The following is a 21,186-nucleotide window of genomic DNA, read 5'->3' on the forward strand; positions in this document are numbered from 1 at the left end:
ATAAACCAGGATGAGGAGTATGAGATATGATTTTGAAGCAAGGCCTGAAACTGTTTAGCCGTTTAGTACTCACTTTTGCCCTGCTGTTTCCCACTCTGCTGGCTGTTACCCCTGCCAGTACCATTTCTGCCAATACCTTTGCCGAATCAAGCCAGCTTTCGGTAACAGACGGGGTTTACACTGATTGGGGAAGTATGGCAACCCCCAGTCAGGGAGTGCATGTCTGCACAGATTATTCCAATAACGGCGTTGGTGACGGGTCTGGCTTTACCAATACCAGCAGCGATATAACCAATATCTGGGTAGCTCTTTCGAGCAGTTCAAACGGGCTTCTTCCGGCCAGTCCTTCCAATCTTATAGAAAATATTTACTACCGTATAGACACCCGCGGTACTTCTATGAATCCCGGACAGAGTTATTTTATCCAGCTGAATCTGGGCATAGCCCCGGCAGGCAAAGCTGACCACCTGCTGCAGATATGGGCTCACAGTACCGAAACCCCCCAAATTAAAATCGTACTTTACCAGTACCAATCACCCTACCCCAATATAGGGGCTTTTACCAGCGGCAATTTTATTGGACTGCTATCCAACGTGGCTAATCCGTTCCCCGGTTTTACCGGCACGGTAGATGCCAATGCCGCCGGACGGCTGGCGATTTCTGACGGAATCCACTATAGTTTTGAAGCAAAAATACCATTTAACTGGTATACAGATAACGGCACAGTCACCGATGACGGCAGCGGCATGGCAACTATGATAACTGCTATTTATACCGCCACTGGCTCCATAGGGGCAGTGGGAACAGTAAAAGACACTGTCACCAACAGTTTTGGAGAAACCTGTGCCGCCAAAATTGATGTCACTACCGGTGATGTAAGCCTGCTTACCCCGTATATGATTTTCACTACTTCTCCCCAAACAGTTGGGGCGGGACTTTCATCATCTATTATTACCGTACGGCTTAATGATTCCTTCGGCAACCCCAAAAATTACGCCGCAGATACTTATTTAAACCTTACCAGTTCTTCACCTACCGGCGTTTTCAGCCTGACCCCACTAGGTGCGGCAATAACCCAGATACTCACAAATTCCAGCCAGTCAACTGTGTCTTTCTATTACCGTGATACTACGGCAGGGACTTACACTATAGAAGCGTCTGAAACACCCTCCAGAGGTTATACAGACACCACCCAATCCATTATCATAACTACAGGCGCACCGGCATCTCTGACACTAAGCCCGGCTGCATCAAGCAACAATATTTATACTTCCAGCAATTATGCGGCCCGCCTAACCGATGCTTACGGTAACCCCATAGCCGGTGCGGCTATAGATTTTTCACTAAGCGGCACAGGCAGCATAACCTATGAAGACAGCCTGACGGATTCACAGGGATATGCCCATGCCATACTTTTTTCTACTGCCGCGGGTACTGCCACCCTGACAGTGACCTCAGGTTTGCTTAGCGACACCTCTGACCAAACATGGGTCGGGGTTGACCATTTTGAGGTTATTGTAAGCCCCACACCTGATATTGTGGCCGGGGAAGATTTCAGCATAACAGTAAATGCCAGAACAGCAGATAACAGCCTGCTGGACACTTATAACGGACCGGTTACACTCTCAGATATTACCGGCACTTTGAGCACACTCAGCATCACTCTGGTTAACGGCACTGCTACCATTACTGATGCCACTGTTACCCAGGCCTATGAACATGACACGATAACTGCCACGGACGGTCTGGTAAGCGGTACAAGCACCCAGTTTAACGTAATAGCCGCGGACATATATTCTTTGATACTGACCGCTTCGGATACAAATCCTTATGCAAATACTACCGTGCTTATTACCGCCACCGCCACAGATTACTTCGGAAATCCGGTACCCGGAAAAACTATTACCTGGGAAGCACTGGCAGATGACGGTATACTAGTCCCCTTGGATACAATAACTGATACCAACGGGGAGGTACACGCCAACCTAAGCTGGAATACAACCGGTGTTTCCACCGTTCAGGCAACATACGGCTCACTCACACCATCTGTTGTTGTAACATGGCAGGCAGGAACACTTTCCTATTTTGCATTTGACTATATCAACAACGTAACTGCCGGTACTGATGTGGTTTGTGTTATCTATGCCAAAGACTCAGCCGGCAATACCCTGCCAGGATATACCGGCCCGGCTACCCTTACCTTTTACAGCCTTACCGGCGGAGCATTACTTAACTACCCGTCCCTAGGTTTTACTGCGGGAAGCGTTACTCTCAATATCAGCTACACTACAGCCGGAACAAACTATTATCTGATTGCAGTTGACAATGCCGACCCCGCTATAACCGGCCAGAGCAACTACTTTGACATCACTGCCGGTGCTGCCGCCAATATAACCCTTACCCCTGCCGCCAGCGCAGATTTGGTAGGCAACACTCAGCACTTTACCGCCACCGTGACTGATGCATATGGCAATCCTGTTTCCGGCGAAGCGGTAAGCTGGTCTCAGACCGGCTCAAATACTATTAACTACTCCGAGAGTTTTACAGATGCAAATGGACAGGCACACGCCAGTATTATCTCAGCTGTCATTACATCATCCAGCGGTTCAATTACCGCTACTATCACAGCTGACAATGACAGCTCCAGTGTAGACTGGATAGCGGTAGACCATTTTGAAGTTATTGTCAGCCCTACTCCGGATATTGTAGCCGGGGAAAATTTCAGCATAACGGTAAATGCACTTGATGACACGGATACTCTGATAACCATTTACAACGGAACAGTCAATCTTTCAGAAATGACCGGCTTCCTCAGCCCGCTCACTATTACGCTGGTAAACGGTACCGCTACCATTACAAATGCTGCTATCACCAAAGCATACGAGCATGACCAGATATTTGCCACAGACGGAATAGCAGACGGAGTAAGCAACTTATTTAATATTATCACAGGTGCAGCAGCCACTCTTGACCTTACCCCTGATATTGCCAGTGTTGTTGCCGGCAGCCTGCAAACAGTACAGGTAAGCGTTTATGACGCCTACGGCAATCTGGTTACCGGTTATACAGGCACAGTTGTGTTTACTTCCACAGATACGCTGGCAACCCTGCCCTTTGATTATACTTTTACGGCGGCAGATGCCGGCACACATACCTTCAGCGGTGAACTTATACTCCGCACCGCTTCTTCAGTTACCCTGACTGCAGATGATTCGTCTATGTCAGATACCTCTAACTATACTGTAGGCACTGCCGAAATGGCCCATTTTATATTTACCCCCATATACAGCCATCAGGACGCAGGCGTACCTTTTGATATTACCGTACTTGCCAAAGATGAATTCGGCAATACTATTACCGGCTATAACGGACCGGTAACTATAATAGATCAAACTGGCAGCCTATCCCCCCAGACTATTACCCTGACAAACGGCACAGGCACTATAAGCATCAGCATCACCACTGCCTATCTGGGAGATTTCCTGAATGCTACAGACGGCACTTACAACGGTAAAAGCGGCAACTTTGATGTATACGCCGGAGCTCCTTTCAGCCTGAGCCTTAACCCCGAAACCGCAAGCGGCTATACCGGCGGAACCACCACTCTTACGGCTTTGCTGACAGACCAGTACGGCAACCCAGTACCAAACGAATCTATTGACTGGGAGATTATCAGCGGTTCGGGTATTTTCCCTGACAGCGGTACTACCACCCATAGCACTGCCACAGACCTTAACGGGCAATCAGTGGTGGCAGTTCAATCCAACGCTATTGGTACTACCACTATACAGGTAACCCATGCGGCTCTAAACGATACTTCCGTGATAAATTGGGATATCAATTATATTTACCATATCCAGTTCACTATCATACCCGGTACGGTAAGTGCAGGGGTGCCATTTTCCGTAACTATCAGCATAGTTGACCAGTTTGGCAACATAGCCACCGGATTTAACGGGCCGCTTACCCTTTCCGACCTTAGCGGCAGTCTATCACCGACAATAGTAAATTTGGTAAACGGAATAGCTATAGTCAACCTCACTATCAACACTCCGTTTAGTTCTGACTACATCACAGCAAACGGTTTCGGCATGAGCGGCACAAGCAATTCCTTTAATGTAGTAGCAGGTGCGGCACCTGCCTACCGTTTAGATCTCACCCCGAACAGCGGTACAGCCACTGCAGGAAGTCCTGTAAGCGTTACTGTGACCGTCTATGACCAGTTTGGACAGATAGCCAGCACCTATACAGGCACCATCCATTTCAGTTCGTCAGACTTGTCAGCCCTGCTGCCTGCCGATTACACATTTACTGCCGCAGATGGAGGTGTCCATACTTTCATTCTGGGAGTTACCTTTAATACCAACGGCACACAAACTCTGACGGCCACAGATATAAACACCTCATCACTTACAGATACCTCAAGCTGGGTTATTACAGGCGCTGACGGCCCCTCACAACCTCCCGTCACTCCGCCTGTAACACCGCCAGTTAACCCTCCGGTAAATCCTCCGGTTACGCCACCAGTGACACCTCCGGTAACACCGCCTGATACATCTTCAACTTCCGGTTTACCGGTTTGGGGCTGGATACTGATAGCACTGGTGACTATCCCGATTCTGCTGTTAGGTATCGTTTATATCCGAAGTGGCGTTTACGGGCACGTACGCTGTACCAGTGAAAACAAGCTGATAAAAGATGCCCGCGTTATTCTGAAAGATTCAAAGGGGAATGTAATAAGAGAAGCTATTACTGATGCCAACGGATATTTCTACTTTGGAGGGCTCAAATCCCAGGTATACTACCTTACCGCTACCTATCCCACCTGTAACCCCAGCCCGGCCAATGAGGGAATGGTAGAAACAGGAAAACTGAAACGCATCCACCATGACCTCACATTGGTAATGCCAAAAGAGTAGCTTTAGGCAAAATAAAATATATTAAGGGGCGGAAATGAAAGTTTCCGCCCCTTCTTTATCGAATGCAATAATCTATACTATCTGTTTTAAATGAATATACTTTCAGCCACACACTTATTTGCGGCAATCAGAGCAAATACCGTTTATAACCATGTGGCTCAGATTCGGGGTGAAACCGTATTCTGACTGGATATCACAGCGAAGTTTTGCCAGCATCTCGTCACTGCATTCTATCCGTTGTCCGCAGCGGCTGCATATAAGGTGATGATGATGCCCTTCGTCAGAATGGTGATATACAGTCTGGTCATCTATCTTGCTCTTAACCACACAACCAATACTCTCCAGCAAATCCAGCGTGCGGTAGACAGTGGAGCGATTGATATCAGGAAACTGCTCCTGAACCTTGTTTATTATCTCTTCAGCAGTCACATGGGCAGGAACAGAATGGATAACATCAACTACCAGCTTACGCTGGAGAGTCAGCTTATAACCGGACTGCTTTATAGTATTTAAACAACTCATCTCAGTTTCACCTTGTTGCATTATAACAAGCATCAGGCATATGTCAAGAATAACTATCGTTGTTGCCCTGTCTGCTTTTGTAAGTTTTCCAAAGCACTAACACTGCCGCTCAGGCGTCAATTTTCGGTATTTGAGTGATATCGGATTTCCTCTTTCAGCAAAGCTATGAATTCTTCCCTCGCATACGTTTCATGCCACGGGCAATGACCGCACCGCCTGAGCAAAACCGGAGAAAACTCCGTCAGATTGTTTACTAAATATTCGAAGACTGGTTTTGCAGGGTGAGGATCATAGTCCCCGTGAATAGCAATCACCGGACATTCCAGCAAAGCCAGATACCCTTCAAACTTATTTCCCTGTCGCAAAGAAAGCGCTTCCTGCCAGACAGATTTATACGTTTGGTAACTGCACTCTGCCGCTGTATCAGGCAGATTCAGGGAAGAATATGTATCCGCCTGCAGAAACAGTTTCCCGACCTCAGCCATAGCCTCATCAGCAACAGCAGTATTATCAGCTTCAGCCAGCAGCTGATTCAAAGCTGTTAATCTACTCCTCTGTTCTGTATTCAACCGCCCCAGGCGGATATCAGCAATGCCATTTGCCTCTGTCTGACAGAATGGCGGGCAAGATACCAGTATCAGCTTTGAAATATACTGCGGGCAGGCCGCTGCCAATATAATGCCCAGCCATGCTCCCCATGAATGACCCAACAGCAGCACTTTTCGCTGCCCTATACTGGCAATAACATCCCGCAGATAATCTATCTGTGCCTTTATGCTGAGACTGTAAAGATGCGGCTCAATAACCCCCTTTATTTGGCTTATATCCTCTGCCAAGTGGGCCAATTCCCCGCCTGCACCCGGCCCGCCGTGCAAAAACATCAAAGTGTATGGCGGTTTTCCGTGAAGGACAAAACTGTCAGTTAAAATACTCATACCCGAATATTAACACTATCAGCCATAAAACCAAATGATTCTTTTAAGCAAACTAATCACCCGCTTGACAAATTTCTATTTAGCTACTAAATTATATAGTAACTAAACTATAAAAGGAAGGACTCTAAAAGCAGATGCCCGAAAAGCAACTCCGGAAAGAAACTGATACGGTAAGAGATGAGCTGTTACAGCAACTTCTTTTACGTATGTTTTCTTTAATGAAAAATGTTCAGCGGGATGCTTCTGTAATAAAGCCCTCCCTCAGCCCTCCCCAAGCCAGATTGGTCTTGATAATCAGCAGGTACAATGATGCGGGAATATCCGTCAAGGAGCTAGCCCGCCTGACTTCAGTAACCCCCGGTGCCATTACCCAATTTATAAATACATTAGTCGATAAAAAACTGATAACAAGGGAAACAGACCCGGCTGACAGACGCAGTATAAAGATAAAACTGACCCCGTCTGCCAGAAATGAAATCCATCAGTTTAAAAATGAACTTTTCAGCTCTGCGATCAAAAAATTTGACGTTCTGAACACTGATGAACTTAAAGAGCTAACCAGAATAATTGCCAAGGTCAGCCCTGAAATAGTCACCAAAGAAGAAATGTTCTAGCTCCTTAACAGATAGACTGCCTTTTCAGGAGGAGATACCCTTTGTGGAAATTAATTAAATCGCTTAAACCGTTTACCTTGTCTATCATATTTATTTTTATCCTGCTGCTGGGTCAGGCTATGAGTGACTTGTCTTTGCCGGACCTTATGTCAAAAATTATAAACATAGGCGTACAGCAACAGGGCATTGAAAATGCCACCCCTACGGCTATACGTTCCAGTGAAATGTCCCGCATACTCCTTTTTGTAGACAGTGAAGACAAGGCAGCGGTCACCGGGTACTACATACTGCTGGATAAAGATTTGCTGCCTGCCGCTGAATATAACCAATACCTGGAATCCTATCCCGGTTTGGCAAACGAACCTATATACAAGCTGAATACTGATGATGAAAATGCCCTAAACCGCTTAAACACCGTTATGCCTCTGTCGATACTGATGGTATCGTATATTGAAAATGGAACGGCGGCTGATATCCTGGGCGACCAGTTTGAACTGCCTGACGGAGCAGATATATTTGAGGCACTGGCAAATTTACCGGCAGAACAGCTTGATGCCATTATCCAGAGTGCCAAAAGCCATCTGTCCGCTATACCCGAAAGTATGGTTGCCCAATCCGCCGTAAGTTATCTGGCCACAGAGTATCAAACTATCGGCATTGACCTGAACAGGCTGCAAATGAACTATATGTTCAGAATCGGCGGACTGATGCTGCTGCTTACACTGGTCAGTGTAACCCTTTCGGTTACCGTGGGGTTTCTGTCCGCAAGGGTAGCCGCAGGCTTCGGCAGGGACACACGCCGCAAGGTTTTTACTAAGGTGGAAAGTTATTCCAACAGTGAATTTGATAAATTTTCTACGGCCTCGCTGATAACCCGCTCTACCAATGATATCCAGCAGATACAAATGATACTGGTCATGCTGCTCAGGATTGTATTCTATGCCCCTATTATGGGTGTAGGCGGCATAATCAAAGCTCTGGGACAGGATGTCTCCATGTCATGGATTATTGCCTCCGCCGTAATGGCAATACTGGCTATGATAGGCGTAGTTTTCGCAGTAGCAATACCCAAGTTCAGAATAATCCAGAAGTTTGTTGATAAATTAAATCTGGTTACCCGTGAGATGCTAAGCGGACTGATGGTTGTGCGCGCATTCAACAAGCAGCAACTGGAAGAAACAAAATTTGAAAAAGCCAACGCAGACCTTACTAAAACATCTCTGTTTATCAACCGGGTAATGGTATTTATGATGCCGGCCATGATGCTGATAATGAACGGGGTAGGAGTGCTGATTATCTGGGTGGGAGCACATCAGATAGATGCAGGTGCCATGCAGGTAGGCAATATGATGGCCTTTATGCAATACTCCATGCAGATTATTATGGCCTTCCTTATGGTCTCCATGGTATTTGTCATGATGCCCAGAGCTACCGTATCCGCCCAACGCATTGCAGAGGTACTGGAAACTGAACCAGCCATCAAGGACCCCGAAAACCCCATAAGCTTTGATACCGATACCAGAGGCACAGTGGAATTTCAAAAGGTAGGTTTTAAATACCCCGGCGCAGATGATTATGTCCTGAAGGATATTTCTTTTGCGACCAAACTCGGGCAAACTACCGCCATTGTAGGCGGCACAGGCAGCGGCAAATCAACTCTGGTTAATCTCATTCCCCGCTTTTACGATATAACCGAAGGCCAGATTTTGATAGATAACACTGACATACGCAGTGTCACCCAGTATGCCTTGCGGGATAAAATCGGATACATCCCCCAAAAAGCCGGCTTATTCTCCGGCACTATAGAGAGCAATATAGGGTATGGAAATGAAAATGCGGATGAAGATTTACTAAAAAAAGCCGCCCGGATTGCCCAGCTGACAGAATATATTGACACTGCTGAAAACAGCCTCCAAACACCTATCTCGCAGGGAGGGGCAAATATATCCGGCGGTCAAAAACAAAGGATGGCTATTGCCAGAGCCGTAGCCAAGCAACCAGAAATATATATCTTTGATGACAGCTTCTCCGCCATTGATTTCAAGACAGATGCGGCTCTGAGAAAAGCCCTCAAAAAAGAGACTCACAATGCTACGGTCTTGATTGTAGCCCAAAGGATAAATACCGTTATGCATGCCGAGCAGATTATCGTGCTGGACAACGGGCGGATTGCCGGAAAAGGCACCCATAAAGAGCTGATGGAAAACTGCACAGTATACCGCGAATTGGCCCTCTCACAGCTATCCATGGAGGAGTTATCAGCATGAGCCAGAACAGAAATACCCCCCGAACCCAAATGCCGGTGAGCGGCGGACCTATGGGCGGCGGCATGCACATGGGCGGCGGTCCTATGGGCGGAATGCGTATGGCTCATTCAGGTGAAAAAGCCAGAAATTTTAAGGACACCATGGCCAGCCTTTTGAAATACCTGACACCGTACCGTTTTACGCTTATTATTGCTCTGGTATTAGCCATTTTGGGTACGGTATTTACCATTATCGGCCCGAAACTGTTAGGCAATGCAACCACCAAGCTTTTTGAAGGTTTGGTCAGTAAAGTTACTAATGCAGTAGGTGCCGGCATTGATTTTACCTATATTGGCAATATCGTACTGATTCTGGTTGGGCTATACGCAATCAGTGCCATATGCAGCTATATTATGGGCTACATAATGACCGGCGTATCCATCAAGGTTACTTATGACCTGCGTAAGCAGATAGCCGAAAAAATAAACCGCCTGCCAATGAAATTCTTTGACAACAAGACCTACGGCGAAGTGCTGAGCCACGTAACCAACGATGTTGATTTGATATCCAACACCCTGACCCAGAGCATGTCACAAATGGTCACCTCTATAGTTACCATACTGGGCGTACTGGTGATGATGTTCACTATAAACTGGGTTATGGCACTGGCTTCACTGATAATAGTCCCCGTCTCTATAGGCCTGATTTCCATGATAGTCGGGCGGTCCCAAAAATATTTCCGCAAACAACAGGACTATCTGGGTCATATAAACGGCCATGTGGAAGAAATGTATTCCGCCCACAATGTCATGAAAGCCTTTAACGGTGAGGCAAAATCCATAGCTAAATTCAAAGGGCTAAATGAAGAGCTATACGGTGCATCCTGGAAAGCCCAGTTTTTATCCAGCATTATGATGCCCATGATGAACTTCATAGGCAACCTGAGTTATGTGGTTGTATGTATCTTGGGCGGCTTTTTGGCCATACAAAAGACTATTCAGGTAGGCGACATACTGGCCTTTGTCCAGTATGTCAGGTCATTTACCCAGCCGCTGGCACAAACCGCCAATATTGTGAACGTACTCCAGTCTACAGCGGCAGCAGCCGAGCGTATTTTTGAATTTCTGGGAGAAGGCGAGGAAGTACCCGAACCGTCTAACCCTGTTAGCCTGAAGGATATTTCAGGTGCTGTCAGCTTTAAAGATGTGTCCTTTGGCTACAGCCCGGCTAAAACTATAATTAAAGATTTCAATGCAGATATAAAACCCGGCCAGCGGGTAGCCATTGTAGGCCCTACGGGTGCAGGTAAAACTACCATGGTCAAACTGCTGATGCGCTTTTACGACGTAAACAGCGGGGCAATTCTGGTAGACGGGGTAAATATCCAGGATATAAAGAGACAGGAATACCGGAGTGCTTTCGGCATGGTACTTCAGGATACCTGGCTCTTTAATGGCAGCATTATGGATAATATCCGCTTCGGCAAGCTGGACGCAACTGACGAAGAGGTTTATACCGCAGCCAAAACTGCCTACGTAGACCATTTTATACACACCCTGCCCAGCGGGTATGAAATGATAATGAACGAGGAGTCCAGCAATATTTCCCAAGGTCAAAAACAGTTGCTGACCATTGCCAGAGCCGTTTTGGCCAACCCCAAGATTTTAATTTTGGACGAAGCTACCAGCTCGGTAGATACCAGAACCGAAATGCTGATACAGCAGGCTATGGAAAATCTGATGAAAGGCCGTACCGCATTTATAATTGCCCACCGCCTGTCCACAATCCGCAACGCAGATATAATCCTTGTAATGAAAACCGGCGAGATTGTGGAACAAGGTAACCATACAAAACTGCTCGAAGCAAACGGATTTTATGCTTCACTATATAACAGCCAGTTTGAATCAGGAATGGCAGAAGCAGACTCTTAATCTGATTTTTACCCCGGTATAACCCCGCTTTCAGACTTTGCGGCAAGCTAATTATATATATTTTAGAAAGGCAAAACATGCAGTCAAATAGCCATAAACATAATCCCGGTGATTTTACCCCGGCAATAAACACTTCAAAATGCGAGGGAGACGGAGAATGCACCATGGTATGCCCCAATAGCGTATTTGAAATATATCACCTATCTGCGGAAGAAAAAGGCCGTCTGTCCTTTATAGCCAGACTGAAAGTATCGGCACATGGCGGTAAACAAGCCCGTTTAATTCATGCGGAACGCTGTGAAGGCTGTGGCAATTGCGTAAGCGCCTGCCATGAAAAAGCCGTTAAATTAAAGAAAAACCAGACAGCTGATACTTAAAAATAACCGGCAAAAGCCCAAGGGGCGTTTTATATTCAGATGGTTGCGAGGAAGCGGCAGCGGATTATTGACCAAGCAGGATGCCATATCCTAAACTCTGTTCCAGCCTTATAAGTAAATAACACACCATTGATAATAAATATGTCTGAACTAGGTGAACACAGCTAAACCCGATATGTGGGGCTTTGTAAAACTATGCTGAAGAAGGTAATAAAACCGCTTTAGAATACTCAAACCGTTTGTTGCGGCAAATACAGAAAGTGCAAATATACCTATTGTACAGGATGGTGGGCGGTAGTGGGGTCGAACCACTGACCTCAGCGATGTCAACGCTGCGCTCTAACCAACTGAGCTAACCGCCCAAGAGAAACATATTTTACTAGCTTAGCACCTTAGCGTCAAATGAGACTTAGAAGATATTCCAGCCCGCCATTTTATGGGCATCCAGTTCGTTACCGAAAGCCTTTTTAGGAGTGACACCCTTTACAATAAGGGCGGCTACACCTATCTTGATAATATCCCCGGCAATAAAAGGCACAAGCCCCATAGACAGCAAAGCAGTAAAGCTGACAGGCTGCCCGACAACAGATGACAGCCAGTAATTAAGCCAGAAAAGACCGGGTATATATACCAGGGCAAAGTTTGCAAATAGCATCAGGCCAAACATGGTGGTAAAACTGCGCGCCCGTATATATCTGTCAGCAAAATAGCCCAGGAAAAGAGACAGGCAAACAAATCCCGCCAGATACCCGGCTGTGGCGGTTACACCGGCACTCCAGCCGTTGAAAACAGGCATACCAGCCCAACCGGCAACTGCATACATGGCAACAGCTGCACCGCCCCACCACCTGCCCAGCAAAACAGCTGAAAGCAAGATGGCAAAAGTATGCAGTGTAACAGGTATGGGAGTCCACGGCAGGGGCAGTTTTATCTGGGCGGACAGAGCAATCAAGCCCGCAGCTGCCAAAGTCAGCCCTATTTTAGCCCATATATTTAAGGCACTACGCCGCTTAAAGACATCATAACGGAACTGACTGAGCGTACCTGTCATTTGCATATGTACATACCTCCCATAACATGATAATGAAAAGTGATGCAGGAAAATCTACTTGGATACAGTGGGTCTGCGGTTGCCTACCAGAGCAATATCCAGATTCTTGCCGCAGTGGGGGCAAGTAGTGGATATAGTTATCGGCTGGCTCATCACCCGTTCAACCACTGCTGAAACTACCGAATCAATATTATCCAGCCTTTGGTCAAAAAGCTCCAGACGGTTATTGATATCGTCCAGGCTTATATCGTCACTGTGCTTTTTCATGGAGGGCTTGTCTTTGTTTGCCAAGTGATACCTCCGTTCAGATTTAACCCATTATAAGTAAGAAAGCAGAACATGTCAAAACATTTAGCGGGTTTTCGAACAAGGGTATTGCCTGCGGGTGTATGCAGTTTTATACTGAAAGCGAGAGGGCGGAAACGGATAAGGAAATGCCTGAACTGCTGGTAGGTACGGTTTCCGATTATTTTGCCCATCCCGGGGTGGCCGGTATAGACCTGATAGACCAGCTCAAAGTGGGGGATACCATACGTATAGAAGGCCATACCACTGACTTTGAGCAGGAAGTAGATTCCATCCAAATAAATCATGCCAACCTTACCGAGGCCAAAGCCGGCGATAGTGTTGGCATAAGAGTCTGCGACCGGGTACGGCCGGGAGACATGGTTTATAAAGTTACTTAGCCGAGGTTTTTCATCAAATTGGCCACTTCAATAGCCTGAGTAGCCGCATCAAAGCCCTTGTTGCCCATCTTGGTGCCTGCCCGCTCAATGGCCTGTTCAATGCTATCTGCGGTTATAACCCCGAATATCACCGGCAGAGACGCATCCAGCCCTACTCTGGCAATACCCTTGGACACTTCGCTGGATACATATTCAAAATGGGGGGTACTGCCACGGATAACCGCCCCCAGACAAATAACCGCATCGTAGCGGCCGCTCTTGGCCAGTTTCTGAGCTACAAGCGGAATTTCAAAAGCACCCGGAACCCAGGCTACGTCCGTATTGTCGGCACTCACCCCGTGGCGTTCCAAGCTGTCTTTTGCCCCTGACAGTAGCTTTGAAGTAATAAATTCGTTAAAGCGGGACACCACCAGAGCCACTTTCAAGCCCTGCCCGTTTAAAACACCCGAAAACTCTTTACCCATTTTGCATACTCCTTAAGATGTATCTCTCTTAGTTTACCTTATCTACGTGTAAAATATGACCCATTTTTTTCTGTTTGGTCTCCAGATAATGGCGGTTATAGTTGTTGGGTTCAACAATTATCGGAACAGTTTCCACTACTTTAATGCCGTAACCTTCCAGACCAACCACCTTTTTGGGGTTATTGGTCATCATACGGATTTTACTTAAGCCCAAATCTACCAATATCTGAGCACCTATACCGTATTCACGCAGGTCTGGTGCAAAACCAAGTTCAATATTAGCCTCAACAGTATCCAGACCCTTGTCCTGCAGGGCATATGCGCACAGCTTGTTATGCAGGCCTATGCCGCGGCCTTCCTGCCGCATATAAAGCAGCACTCCCCGCCCGGCTTTGGCTATTTGATTAAGCGCCATATCCAACTGCTCACCGCAATCACAGCGCTTGCTGCCAAAGACATCACCGGTGATACATTCGCTGTGTACCCTGACCAAAACCGGCTCCGGGCCGGAGATATCTCCCATTACCAGAGCAATATGTTCGTCAGCATCAAACTGGCTTTTATAGGCAACCGCTTTAAACAAGCCGTGCGAAGTAGGCAGTTCGGCTTCGGTTATCTTTTTAACCATTTTCTCAGTGCGGCGGCGATAGGAAATTATGTCCTTGACGCTTATTATCTTGATACCCCATTCGGCGGCTTTCGCTTCAAGCTGGGGCAGACGGGCCATAGTGCCGTCATCATTCATAATCTCACAAAGCACACCCGAAGGATACAACCCCGCCATACGGGCTAAATCCATAGAGGCTTCGGTATGTCCCGCCCTTACCAGCACTCCACCCTCGCGGGCGCGCAGGGGAAACATATGACCGGGCATGGCAATATCTTCACGGGTAGCTGCCGTGTCAATCAAAACCTGAACGGTAGCCGCCCTGTCAGCCGCCGAAATACCGGTAGTAACTTTTTTACGGGCTTCTACCGAAACTGTAAAACCGGTGCTGTAAGGCGAGGTATTTTCCGTAACCATCATGGGTATTTTCAGCTGTTCAAGCCTTTCGGCAGTAAGTGAAACACAAATAAGGCCGCGGGCATTTTTAGCCATAAAATTTATGACATCAGGCGTGACCATTTCAGATGCCATGACCAAATCACCTTCATTTTCGCGGTCATAGTCATCTACTACAATAACAAACCGGCCTGCTTTTATATCTGCAATGGCGTCTTCAACACGGGCATTAGGCATAAGATATACTCCCCCTGCAAAGTTAAACGTACCTAAAAACCGTTTTCGGCCAGAAATTGCGGGCTGATACCCTGTTCTGTCCGGCACAGTTTCTCCACGTATTTACCTATTATATCAGTTTCTATGTTTACCGTATCCCCCGACTTAAGCAGCCCCAGATTGGTTGATTTACGGCTCAGGTTTACCAGAGAAATGGAAAAGCGTCTTTCCTGCAAACTTGTGATAGTCAGACTAACCCCGTTTACCGCTACAAAACCCTTGTGAACCATATAACGAGTCAAGTTTGCTTCGCCTTCAAAGGTAAGCACATAGGCATTACCCTCAGGCACTGAGGAAATTAACCTGGCAGTGCCGTCTACGTGCCCCTGCACCAGATGCCCGCCCATTCGGCTGTTAGGAGTAAGGGCACGTTCCAGATTTAGAGGGGAATTAGAGGGCAATTTGCCCAGATTTGAAAGACGCAGGGTTTCGGGCATGATATCCGCATGAAAAGAAGAGCTATCAAAACGGGTGACTGTCAGGCAGACGCCATTAACCGCTATGCTGTCACCTACTTTCAGCGATTCCAGCACCAGCTTTGCCCCAATATGTAAACCGGCGGGGCTTTGGGTTTTGAAAAACCCAAGTTCCTCAACTATGCCTGTAAACACGGTTACTCCTTAATAACGTAACCGGAAATCAAAACGTCCTGTCCAAAGGCAGTGGTGGTAATATCCCGAAGTTTGGCCGAATCTGTAATTAGCTCTGCTCCCAAACCCGCAACCGGAATCTTGGCATCCTTGCCGCCTATGATGATAGGAGCGACAAATACCAAAACCTTGTCTACCAGTTTCAGGTCAAAAAGCGAACCCAGCACAATGCCGCCGCCTTCCACCAACACACTGGTTACCCCATTTTGCCCCAGATAACGCAGCAGGGCTTTTAAATCTACCAGCCCCCGTTCATCAGGCAGCTCCACCACTTTCGCCCCAACTTCATCATACGCCTGTTTTTCCTCAGGGGTAAGCCCCTTGGCTACAGCTACAATGGTATTGCCGGGAACATGAAAAACGTTTGAACTCAAAGGCGCCCGGCCGTTATCGTCAATAATTACCCTGGTAGGCTGACTGTGTGAAGTACCACCCCGCCCGCAGTTTACTCTGGCTGTCAGATGGGGATCATCTTTGAGTATGGTATTAAGCCCGGCCATAATCACATCTGATATATGGCGGATATAATGGGCAAAATGACGGGATTCTTCGTTGGAAATCCATTTGGAATCACCGGTGCGGGTACCCGTTTTGCCGTCAAGGCTCATAGCGTATTTGGCAGTCACAAAGGGCATGCCGGTGGTAATATACTTGAAATAGGCTTCATTCATCTGGCGAGCTTCACGCTCCATCATGCCCAGATGCACCTTGATACCGGCATTTTCCAGCTCTTTTTTACCTTTCCCGGAAACCAAAGGATTATCATCCAGGGTGGCAATATAAACCTCTTTGATGCCTGATTCTATAATAGCCACAGCGCAGGGCGGAGTTCGCCCATGGTGGCAGCACGGCTCTAAAGTCACATATAAAGCAGCCCCTTTGGCCTTTTCAGCCGCCTGCTTCAAAGCTACTATCTCAGCGTGGTCACCGCCGGGCGGCTGGGTGAAACCTTGACCGACCACTTCGCCGTTTTTAACAATAACAGCCCCCACCGACGGATTGGGGCTAACCTGACCAATGGCCAGCTTGGCAAGTGATAAAGCTTGAGACATATATTTCATAATGCTGGCATTCTAGCATCAAATCTTCATTTTTTGCAAACCTGCACTGGTATTAATGCATTGCCGAATATCCATATAATATACACTAAAAACCCGGAGCCGCCCTCAAAGGCGGCTCCGAATCAGCTAGTTGGATATTCCGAATTTATTTTATACTGTAAACGGCCTGAACAGTTACCGTTACCGTGGTTTCCCCTGAAGTAATCGGGGTGATTTCGGGAGCAGAGCTTACCATACCTGCATCTTTAGTGTAGTCCCAGCGGGGTATATAATTGCTGGTTTCAGAGATGTAAATAAGTTTGCCCAAGCTTATGCCAGCCACGGAAGCCATTTGTTCAGCCTTGGCCTTGGCATCCTGAATGGCAAGGGCACGAGCCTGTTCATAGGCAGCAGAGGGGTCATCTATTGAGAAATACAGACCGTTTACACGGCTGTCATTTCCACCAGCTCGGACTGCATCATCAAGAATACTGCCAGTCTGGGCAATCTCGCGGATTTTTACTTCTGCCTGATTGCTTACCCTATAACCCACAATAGTAGACTTGTTATCAACCCATTCGGTAACAGGGTAGATATAATAGCTGCTGGTTTTGATATCTTTTTCCAGCACACCGTTGGCCTTAAGGGAGTTTATCATGGCATTCATGGCCTGAGCGGCCTGAGCCTGGGCTGTCTCTATGCTGATACCCGTGCTTTCTACTCCAAGAGTCAAAATGGCTACATCAGGGCTGACGGTGACCGCACCGCTTCCGTTTACCCAAACACCGGTATTTTGCTGGCTCCAGATAACGCCGGGGCTGTCCGTATTATCTGTTTCGTCAGTGGTAGTAGAAGCACACCCTGCTATGCCTCCGGCCAGTGAAACTACCAGTAAACCGCTTACTATGGGCAATAATATTTTTTTGTTCATCTTTACCTCCTTGATATTCAAATAATATAACGCCCCCATCAAAAAGAAGTTAGCACCGTTTTAAAAAATGGATGGATTTTTTGTAGAATGAATATGAGAAAGGTTGTATAATTTGCCACAGATGAATATTGCAAACGTGAAAAGCCTCCTGCTGGAACTAGCCGGTATAATTTTGGTTGCCATGGTTATATTCGGAATATCCAAAGCTACCCTGTCCTACTCTATTGTAGACGGAAGCAGCATGGACCCCACCCTGAAAGATGAACAACGCCTGCTGGTAAATAAGGTTTCCTATTTATTCGGGGAACCCCAGCGGGGTGATATTATTGTCTTTCCCCCTCCCGCCCAGTATCCCTATGAAAATGACTTTATCAAACGGATTATAGGGCTGCCTGGTGAATCTGTAGAAGTAAAGGCAGACGGCACGGTATATATAAATGACCAGCCCCTGTCAGAACCTTATGTTGTTTATCCTAAAGCCTTCCCCACTGCCAAGGTATATGTGCCGGAAGGACAGTACTATGTAATGGGAGACAACCGTGTGGTAAGCCTTGACTCCCGTTACGGATTTTTCGTTTCCCGGGAGGATATTGTCGGCAAAGCCTGGGTATCGGTCTGGCCTCTGGGTGAATTTCACTTTTTGGCCGTTTTGCCTATTTTATTAATAATGAAACGGGATTAGTGATGGAAGACGTAGAAACACTCTTTGAAAAGACCGGAGCGATACTGAAGGGTCATTTCCTGTTGACTTCGGGACTGCACTCCCCCATTTACTGGGAAAAATTCAGAATCATTGAAAATCCGGAATATAACCAGCAGCTTTGCGGCATGATAGCCGAGCATTACAAAGACAAAGGGATAGAACTGGTAGCCGGACCTACCACCGGGGGTATAGTTCTGGCCCATGAAATAGCCCGCCAGATGGGGCTGAAATGTGTCTTCGCCGAAAAAATTGCCGACAGCGAGCGCGGTTTCCGGCGGGGTTTCGTAATAAAACCGGGAGCCAAAGTACTGGTGGTAGATGATATATTAACCACCGGCAAATCTGTCCGCGAGGTGCTGGCCGCAGTTAAAAAAGCCGGGGGTGAAGTGGCAGGCATAGGCGTACTGGTAGACCGCTCGGATACCGCTCTGGAATTTAACGCTCCCGTTTTCAGCTGTCTGCGTTCAGCCACTACCACCTATAAACCGGATGATTGCCCGCTCTGCCGTCAGGGTCTGCCCCTGACCAAACACGGCAGCAGCTAAAACCCTTTCAGAAAGGTTTTAAGAAGTATGGACACGCCCTTAATAGTAGCCCTTATTGTGGTAATTACCGCCATACTTTCAATATTCGCGGTTTATTATTATATGCGCTGGTCTTTTGAAAGGCGTTTTAAACGCTGGCAGGATGCGGCGGTAATTCTCTGGCAAAAAGACATGGAGCGGGTACAAAAACAATCTGTTACCCAAAGCCGTGCCACTCTGGGAGGCCGCTTTGCCGAACAGATGACCCCTTACCTGCCCGAATTCAAATATGACCCCACCGAAGCCCGTTTTCTGGGCAGCCCCATAGACCTTATAGTCTTTCCAGGGCTGGCACAGGGCAATCCCCGTGAGATAGTTATTGTGGAAGTCAAAACCGGCAAACACTGCCAGCTCACAGATTCCGAAAAGAAAATTCGCCAGCTTATAGAAGACGGCATGGTACGCTGGGAGCTTATTCAGCCGGGGGTACTGCTTGAAAAACCCCTGCAGGAACTGCTGGACAGGAACACCCCTGAAGGAGACTGCCCCAGAGAGCCGCTGGCAGATACAGACTAAGTACGCTTGAAATCTTTTTCAAGCTGGCTGAAGTCTATCTTTACAATAGTGGGGCGCCCGTGAGGGCAGTGGCCGGGTACAGCGGTTTTCTCCAATTTGAGCAGCAGTTCACGCATCTCCACCTCGGTAAGCACCTGTCCTGCCCGAACTGCAGTATGGCAAGCCATCAGTCGTCTCAAACGTTCCTTTATCTCTGCCGGGGCATCTTTTGGGTTATCAACAAGCTCTGCAAGAAGTGCTTTGGCCTGGGGTGCGGTAAAACCGGCTGGGATTGATTGCACACGGTAGACTCTGCGGCCGAATTCTTCTATTTCAAACCCCATTAAATCCAGCTCTGATTTGCATTTTTCAATCATGGCTTCCTGCACCGGGTTTAGTTCCAGTATAAACGGAGCAAGAAGGCTCTGGCGCGCATTTTCAGAGGGGGTTTGTGAGGCAATTTCTTCATAACGGATACGCTCATGGGCGGCGTGCTGGTCTATTATGTAAAGCCCATCCGGCCCTTCGGCCAGCAGGTAAAGGCCGCCTATCTGCCCCACCAGCCGCAGCAGCGGCAAAGAAGATGTTTTGGCACTTTGGATAAGGGGCGAAGCATACTGCTGGGTAACACCGATGGGTTTTGGAATATCACCCCAGATTAGCTCTTGTCTGGCAGATTCCTGCAGGTAAACAGACGCTTCTTCGGCTATATGAGGGATGGGCGGTTTTTCCACCAGTGCCGTGCGGACTGCCCGCTGGACAGAGGTAAAGACGGCACTTTCATCTGAAAACTTCACTTCTGCCTTAGTGGGGTGAATATTTACATCTACCAGCGCCCCATCCAGCCATATATTTATAACCCCCATAGGGTAACGCCCCACCGTAAGCAAGCCGCTGTAGGCCTGTTCCACCGCTTTTTGCAAAGCCCTGCTCTGGATAAGACGGCGGTTAACAAAGAAATGGAGAGAATTACGGTTGGAACGGCTGATTTCAGGCGGGCTTACCAGACCGCTGATATTTATGGCAGATGAACGGTAAGAGTCTGTTTCCAAATCCAGCATTTTACTTGCAACGTCGTTTCCGTATATTTCCAGCACGGCATCCCGCAGTTTGCCGTTACCGGGGGTATTTAAGGTATTCCGCCCGTCAATGCTCAGAGTAAACTTCACCTCAGGGTAAGCCAAAGCATAGCTCAGCACCACTTCCGACACTTTGGAAGCTTCGTGCTGGGGGGTTTTAAGGAATTTCAGGCGGGCAGGCACCCGGCTGAAAAGGCGGGTGAGCTTTATAGTAGTACCGGGTGAACGTGCCATATGGGTATGCTTAACCATTTCGCCGCCGGACAAAGACAAATAAGTGCCGCATTCTTCAGTTCGGGCAGCCGTCAGCATTTCCAAATCTGCCACCGCCGCAATACTGGGCAGGGCTTCACCCCTGAAACCCAGACTAGAGATGGCATAAATATCTTCAAAGCTGGAAAGCTTGCTGGTGGCATGGCGTTCAAAGGCCAGCAAAACTTCCGAAAAAACTATGCCGCACCCGTCATCACTTACTTCTATGTAGCCAATGCCGCCTTCGCGGATAACAATATCCACCCGTTTAGCCCCGGCATCAAGAGAGTTTTCCAGCAGCTCTTTGACCACTGAAGACGGCCTTTCAATGACCTCCCCGGCGGCTATGCGGGCAATAGTTGCCTTGTCCAGCAGTTTTATAGGCATAAAATACTTTCTTTCTTAGAAAATATATTTAATTCTAAACT

At 47.5% G+C, this 21,186-nt stretch carries 19 protein-coding genes and 1 tRNA gene; 9 read left to right on the plus strand and 11 right to left on the minus strand.

Features of this window, described 5'->3' with window-relative positions; translation table 11 throughout:
- Positions 1-26: 26 nt before the first annotated feature.
- Positions 27-4,919: an Ig-like domain-containing protein gene (locus tag ASJ33_RS08365; RefSeq protein ID WP_080775291.1), complete on the plus strand. Its 4,893-nt coding sequence runs from the start codon at positions 27-29 to the stop codon at positions 4,917-4,919.
- 114 nt (positions 4,920-5,033) lie between these two features.
- Here ASJ33_RS08365 and ASJ33_RS06040 read toward each other — a convergent pair whose 3' ends face one another.
- Both ASJ33_RS06040 and ASJ33_RS06045 read right to left on the minus strand, forming a co-directional pair.
- On the minus strand, positions 5,034-5,441 hold the full coding sequence (locus ASJ33_RS06040; RefSeq protein WP_023652485.1) for a Fur family transcriptional regulator: 408 nt from the start codon (positions 5,439-5,441) through the stop codon (positions 5,034-5,036).
- Between the two features lie 116 nt (positions 5,442-5,557).
- Positions 5,558-6,376 (minus strand): alpha/beta fold hydrolase, encoded by an 819-nt coding sequence (locus ASJ33_RS06045; RefSeq protein WP_041331124.1) that lies wholly within the window; start codon positions 6,374-6,376, stop codon positions 5,558-5,560.
- Between the two features lie 218 nt (positions 6,377-6,594).
- Here ASJ33_RS06045 and ASJ33_RS06050 point away from each other — a divergent pair, with 218 nt between their 5' ends.
- The 4 genes from ASJ33_RS06050 (at position 6,595) to ASJ33_RS06065 (ending at position 11,544) form a co-directional block, all read left to right on the plus strand.
- On the plus strand, positions 6,595-6,990 hold the full coding sequence (locus tag ASJ33_RS06050) for a MarR family winged helix-turn-helix transcriptional regulator (RefSeq protein ID WP_236886585.1): 396 nt from the start codon (positions 6,595-6,597) through the stop codon (positions 6,988-6,990).
- Between the two features lie 41 nt (positions 6,991-7,031).
- Positions 7,032-9,257, plus strand: a complete 2,226-nt coding sequence (locus ASJ33_RS06055) for an ABC transporter ATP-binding protein (protein ID WP_041331126.1) — start codon at positions 7,032-7,034, stop codon at positions 9,255-9,257.
- Entirely contained in the window at positions 9,254-11,167 is a 1,914-nt protein-coding gene (locus ASJ33_RS06060; protein WP_041331128.1) for an ABC transporter ATP-binding protein, read from the plus strand. The genes ASJ33_RS06055 and ASJ33_RS06060 overlap by 4 nt, the downstream gene beginning before the upstream one ends.
- Before the next feature lie 77 nt (positions 11,168-11,244).
- Entirely contained in the window at positions 11,245-11,544 is a 300-nt protein-coding gene (locus tag ASJ33_RS06065; RefSeq protein WP_023652490.1) for a 4Fe-4S dicluster domain-containing protein, read from the plus strand.
- Between the two features lie 285 nt (positions 11,545-11,829).
- Here ASJ33_RS06065 and ASJ33_RS06070 read toward each other — a convergent pair.
- The 3 genes from ASJ33_RS06070 to ASJ33_RS06080 all read right to left on the minus strand — a co-directional run bounded on the left by ASJ33_RS06070 (position 11,830) and on the right by ASJ33_RS06080 (position 12,886).
- Positions 11,830-11,906 (minus strand) — tRNA-Val (locus ASJ33_RS06070).
- Between the two features lie 47 nt (positions 11,907-11,953).
- Positions 11,954-12,601, minus strand: a complete 648-nt coding sequence (locus tag ASJ33_RS06075; protein ID WP_041331130.1) for a biotin transporter BioY — start codon at positions 12,599-12,601, stop codon at positions 11,954-11,956.
- Positions 12,602-12,649: 48 nt separating this feature from the next.
- Positions 12,650-12,886 carry a hypothetical protein gene (locus tag ASJ33_RS06080; RefSeq protein ID WP_010936875.1) on the minus strand — a complete coding sequence of 79 codons (237 nt, stop codon included), beginning with the start codon at positions 12,884-12,886 and terminating at the stop codon, positions 12,650-12,652.
- A 143-nt stretch (positions 12,887-13,029) separates the two neighbouring features.
- On the opposite strand from ASJ33_RS06080, the gene ASJ33_RS06085 reads away from it, so the two are divergent.
- Entirely contained in the window at positions 13,030-13,281 is a 252-nt protein-coding gene (locus ASJ33_RS06085) for an EF-Tu/IF-2/RF-3 family GTPase (RefSeq protein ID WP_011929242.1), read from the plus strand.
- On the opposite strand, the gene ribE is transcribed toward ASJ33_RS06085, so the two are convergent.
- The 5 genes from ribE to ASJ33_RS06110 all read right to left on the minus strand — a co-directional run bounded on the left by ribE (position 13,278) and on the right by ASJ33_RS06110 (position 17,645).
- Positions 13,278-13,745, minus strand: coding sequence for a 6,7-dimethyl-8-ribityllumazine synthase (gene ribE / locus ASJ33_RS06090; RefSeq protein ID WP_010936877.1), 468 nt, complete (start codon positions 13,743-13,745; stop codon positions 13,278-13,280). The genes ASJ33_RS06085 and ribE overlap by 4 nt on opposite strands.
- A gap of 28 nt (positions 13,746-13,773) precedes the next feature.
- Entirely contained in the window at positions 13,774-14,985 is a 1,212-nt protein-coding gene (locus ASJ33_RS06095; protein ID WP_041331132.1) for a bifunctional 3,4-dihydroxy-2-butanone-4-phosphate synthase/GTP cyclohydrolase II, read from the minus strand.
- Positions 14,986-15,017: 32 nt separating this feature from the next.
- Complete coding sequence (locus tag ASJ33_RS06100) at positions 15,018-15,635, minus strand: riboflavin synthase (protein ID WP_041331133.1); 618 nt, start codon at positions 15,633-15,635, stop codon at positions 15,018-15,020.
- 2 nt (positions 15,636-15,637) lie between these two features.
- Positions 15,638-16,726, minus strand: a complete 1,089-nt coding sequence (ribD, locus tag ASJ33_RS06105) for a bifunctional diaminohydroxyphosphoribosylaminopyrimidine deaminase/5-amino-6-(5-phosphoribosylamino)uracil reductase RibD (RefSeq protein WP_236886586.1) — start codon at positions 16,724-16,726, stop codon at positions 15,638-15,640.
- 154 nt (positions 16,727-16,880) lie between these two features.
- Positions 16,881-17,645 carry an SIMPL domain-containing protein gene (locus ASJ33_RS06110; RefSeq protein ID WP_023652497.1) on the minus strand — a complete coding sequence of 255 codons (765 nt, stop codon included), beginning with the start codon at positions 17,643-17,645 and terminating at the stop codon, positions 16,881-16,883.
- Positions 17,646-17,766: 121 nt separating this feature from the next.
- Here ASJ33_RS06110 and lepB point away from each other — a divergent pair, with 121 nt between their 5' ends.
- Genes lepB through ASJ33_RS06125 form a run of 3 tightly spaced genes read left to right on the plus strand, consistent with a single transcriptional unit; the run spans position 17,767 to position 19,448 of the window.
- Positions 17,767-18,327 carry a signal peptidase I gene (gene lepB, locus ASJ33_RS06115; RefSeq protein ID WP_023652498.1) on the plus strand — a complete coding sequence of 187 codons (561 nt, stop codon included), beginning with the start codon at positions 17,767-17,769 and terminating at the stop codon, positions 18,325-18,327.
- 2 nt (positions 18,328-18,329) lie between these two features.
- The gene (gene pyrE, locus ASJ33_RS06120) at positions 18,330-18,893 is read left to right on the plus strand and encodes an orotate phosphoribosyltransferase (RefSeq protein WP_012882244.1); all 564 of its coding nucleotides are present in this window, start codon (positions 18,330-18,332) and stop codon (positions 18,891-18,893) included.
- A 27-nt stretch (positions 18,894-18,920) separates the two neighbouring features.
- Positions 18,921-19,448 (plus strand): Holliday junction resolvase-like protein, encoded by a 528-nt coding sequence (locus tag ASJ33_RS06125; protein ID WP_023652499.1) that lies wholly within the window; start codon positions 18,921-18,923, stop codon positions 19,446-19,448.
- Here ASJ33_RS06125 and mutL read toward each other — a convergent pair.
- Positions 19,445-21,145: a DNA mismatch repair endonuclease MutL gene (gene mutL, locus ASJ33_RS06130; RefSeq protein ID WP_041331134.1), complete on the minus strand. Its 1,701-nt coding sequence runs from the start codon at positions 21,143-21,145 to the stop codon at positions 19,445-19,447. The two genes, ASJ33_RS06125 and mutL, sit on opposite strands and share 4 nt — an antisense overlap.
- Between the last annotated feature and the right edge of the window lie 41 nt (positions 21,146-21,186).

It is taken from the genome of Dehalococcoides mccartyi, from assembly GCF_001889305.1.
Lineage (GTDB): Bacteria > Chloroflexota > Dehalococcoidia > Dehalococcoidales > Dehalococcoidaceae > Dehalococcoides > Dehalococcoides mccartyi_A.

What these genes read in the sequence shown, in the direction of transcription:
- lepB (WP_023652498.1), top strand. Translation starts at nt 17,767, where the DNA reads ATGAATATTGCAAACGTGAAAAGCCTCCTGCTGGAACTAGCCGGTATA.
- ASJ33_RS08365 (WP_080775291.1), top strand. Translation starts at nt 27, where the DNA reads ATGATTTTGAAGCAAGGCCTGAAACTGTTTAGCCGTTTAGTACTCACT.
- mutL (WP_041331134.1), bottom strand. Translation starts at nt 21,145, where the DNA reads ATGCCTATAAAACTGCTGGACAAGGCAACTATTGCCCGCATAGCCGCC.
- ASJ33_RS06075 (WP_041331130.1), bottom strand. Translation starts at nt 12,601, where the DNA reads ATGCAAATGACAGGTACGCTCAGTCAGTTCCGTTATGATGTCTTTAAG.
- ASJ33_RS06125 (WP_023652499.1), top strand. Translation starts at nt 18,921, where the DNA reads ATGGACACGCCCTTAATAGTAGCCCTTATTGTGGTAATTACCGCCATA.
- ASJ33_RS06065 (WP_023652490.1), top strand. Translation starts at nt 11,245, where the DNA reads ATGCAGTCAAATAGCCATAAACATAATCCCGGTGATTTTACCCCGGCA.
- ASJ33_RS06095 (WP_041331132.1), bottom strand. Translation starts at nt 14,985, where the DNA reads ATGCCTAATGCCCGTGTTGAAGACGCCATTGCAGATATAAAAGCAGGC.
- pyrE (WP_012882244.1), top strand. Translation starts at nt 18,330, where the DNA reads ATGGAAGACGTAGAAACACTCTTTGAAAAGACCGGAGCGATACTGAAG.
- ribE (WP_010936877.1), bottom strand. Translation starts at nt 13,745, where the DNA reads ATGGGTAAAGAGTTTTCGGGTGTTTTAAACGGGCAGGGCTTGAAAGTG.
- ASJ33_RS06050 (WP_236886585.1), top strand. Translation starts at nt 6,595, where the DNA reads ATGAAAAATGTTCAGCGGGATGCTTCTGTAATAAAGCCCTCCCTCAGC.
- ASJ33_RS06085 (WP_011929242.1), top strand. Translation starts at nt 13,030, where the DNA reads ATGCCTGAACTGCTGGTAGGTACGGTTTCCGATTATTTTGCCCATCCC.
- ribD (WP_236886586.1), bottom strand. Translation starts at nt 16,726, where the DNA reads ATGTCTCAAGCTTTATCACTTGCCAAGCTGGCCATTGGTCAGGTTAGC.
- ASJ33_RS06045 (WP_041331124.1), bottom strand. Translation starts at nt 6,376, where the DNA reads ATGAGTATTTTAACTGACAGTTTTGTCCTTCACGGAAAACCGCCATAC.
- ASJ33_RS06040 (WP_023652485.1), bottom strand. Translation starts at nt 5,441, where the DNA reads ATGAGTTGTTTAAATACTATAAAGCAGTCCGGTTATAAGCTGACTCTC.
- ASJ33_RS06110 (WP_023652497.1), bottom strand. Translation starts at nt 17,645, where the DNA reads ATGAACAAAAAAATATTATTGCCCATAGTAAGCGGTTTACTGGTAGTT.
- ASJ33_RS06060 (WP_041331128.1), top strand. Translation starts at nt 9,254, where the DNA reads ATGAGCCAGAACAGAAATACCCCCCGAACCCAAATGCCGGTGAGCGGC.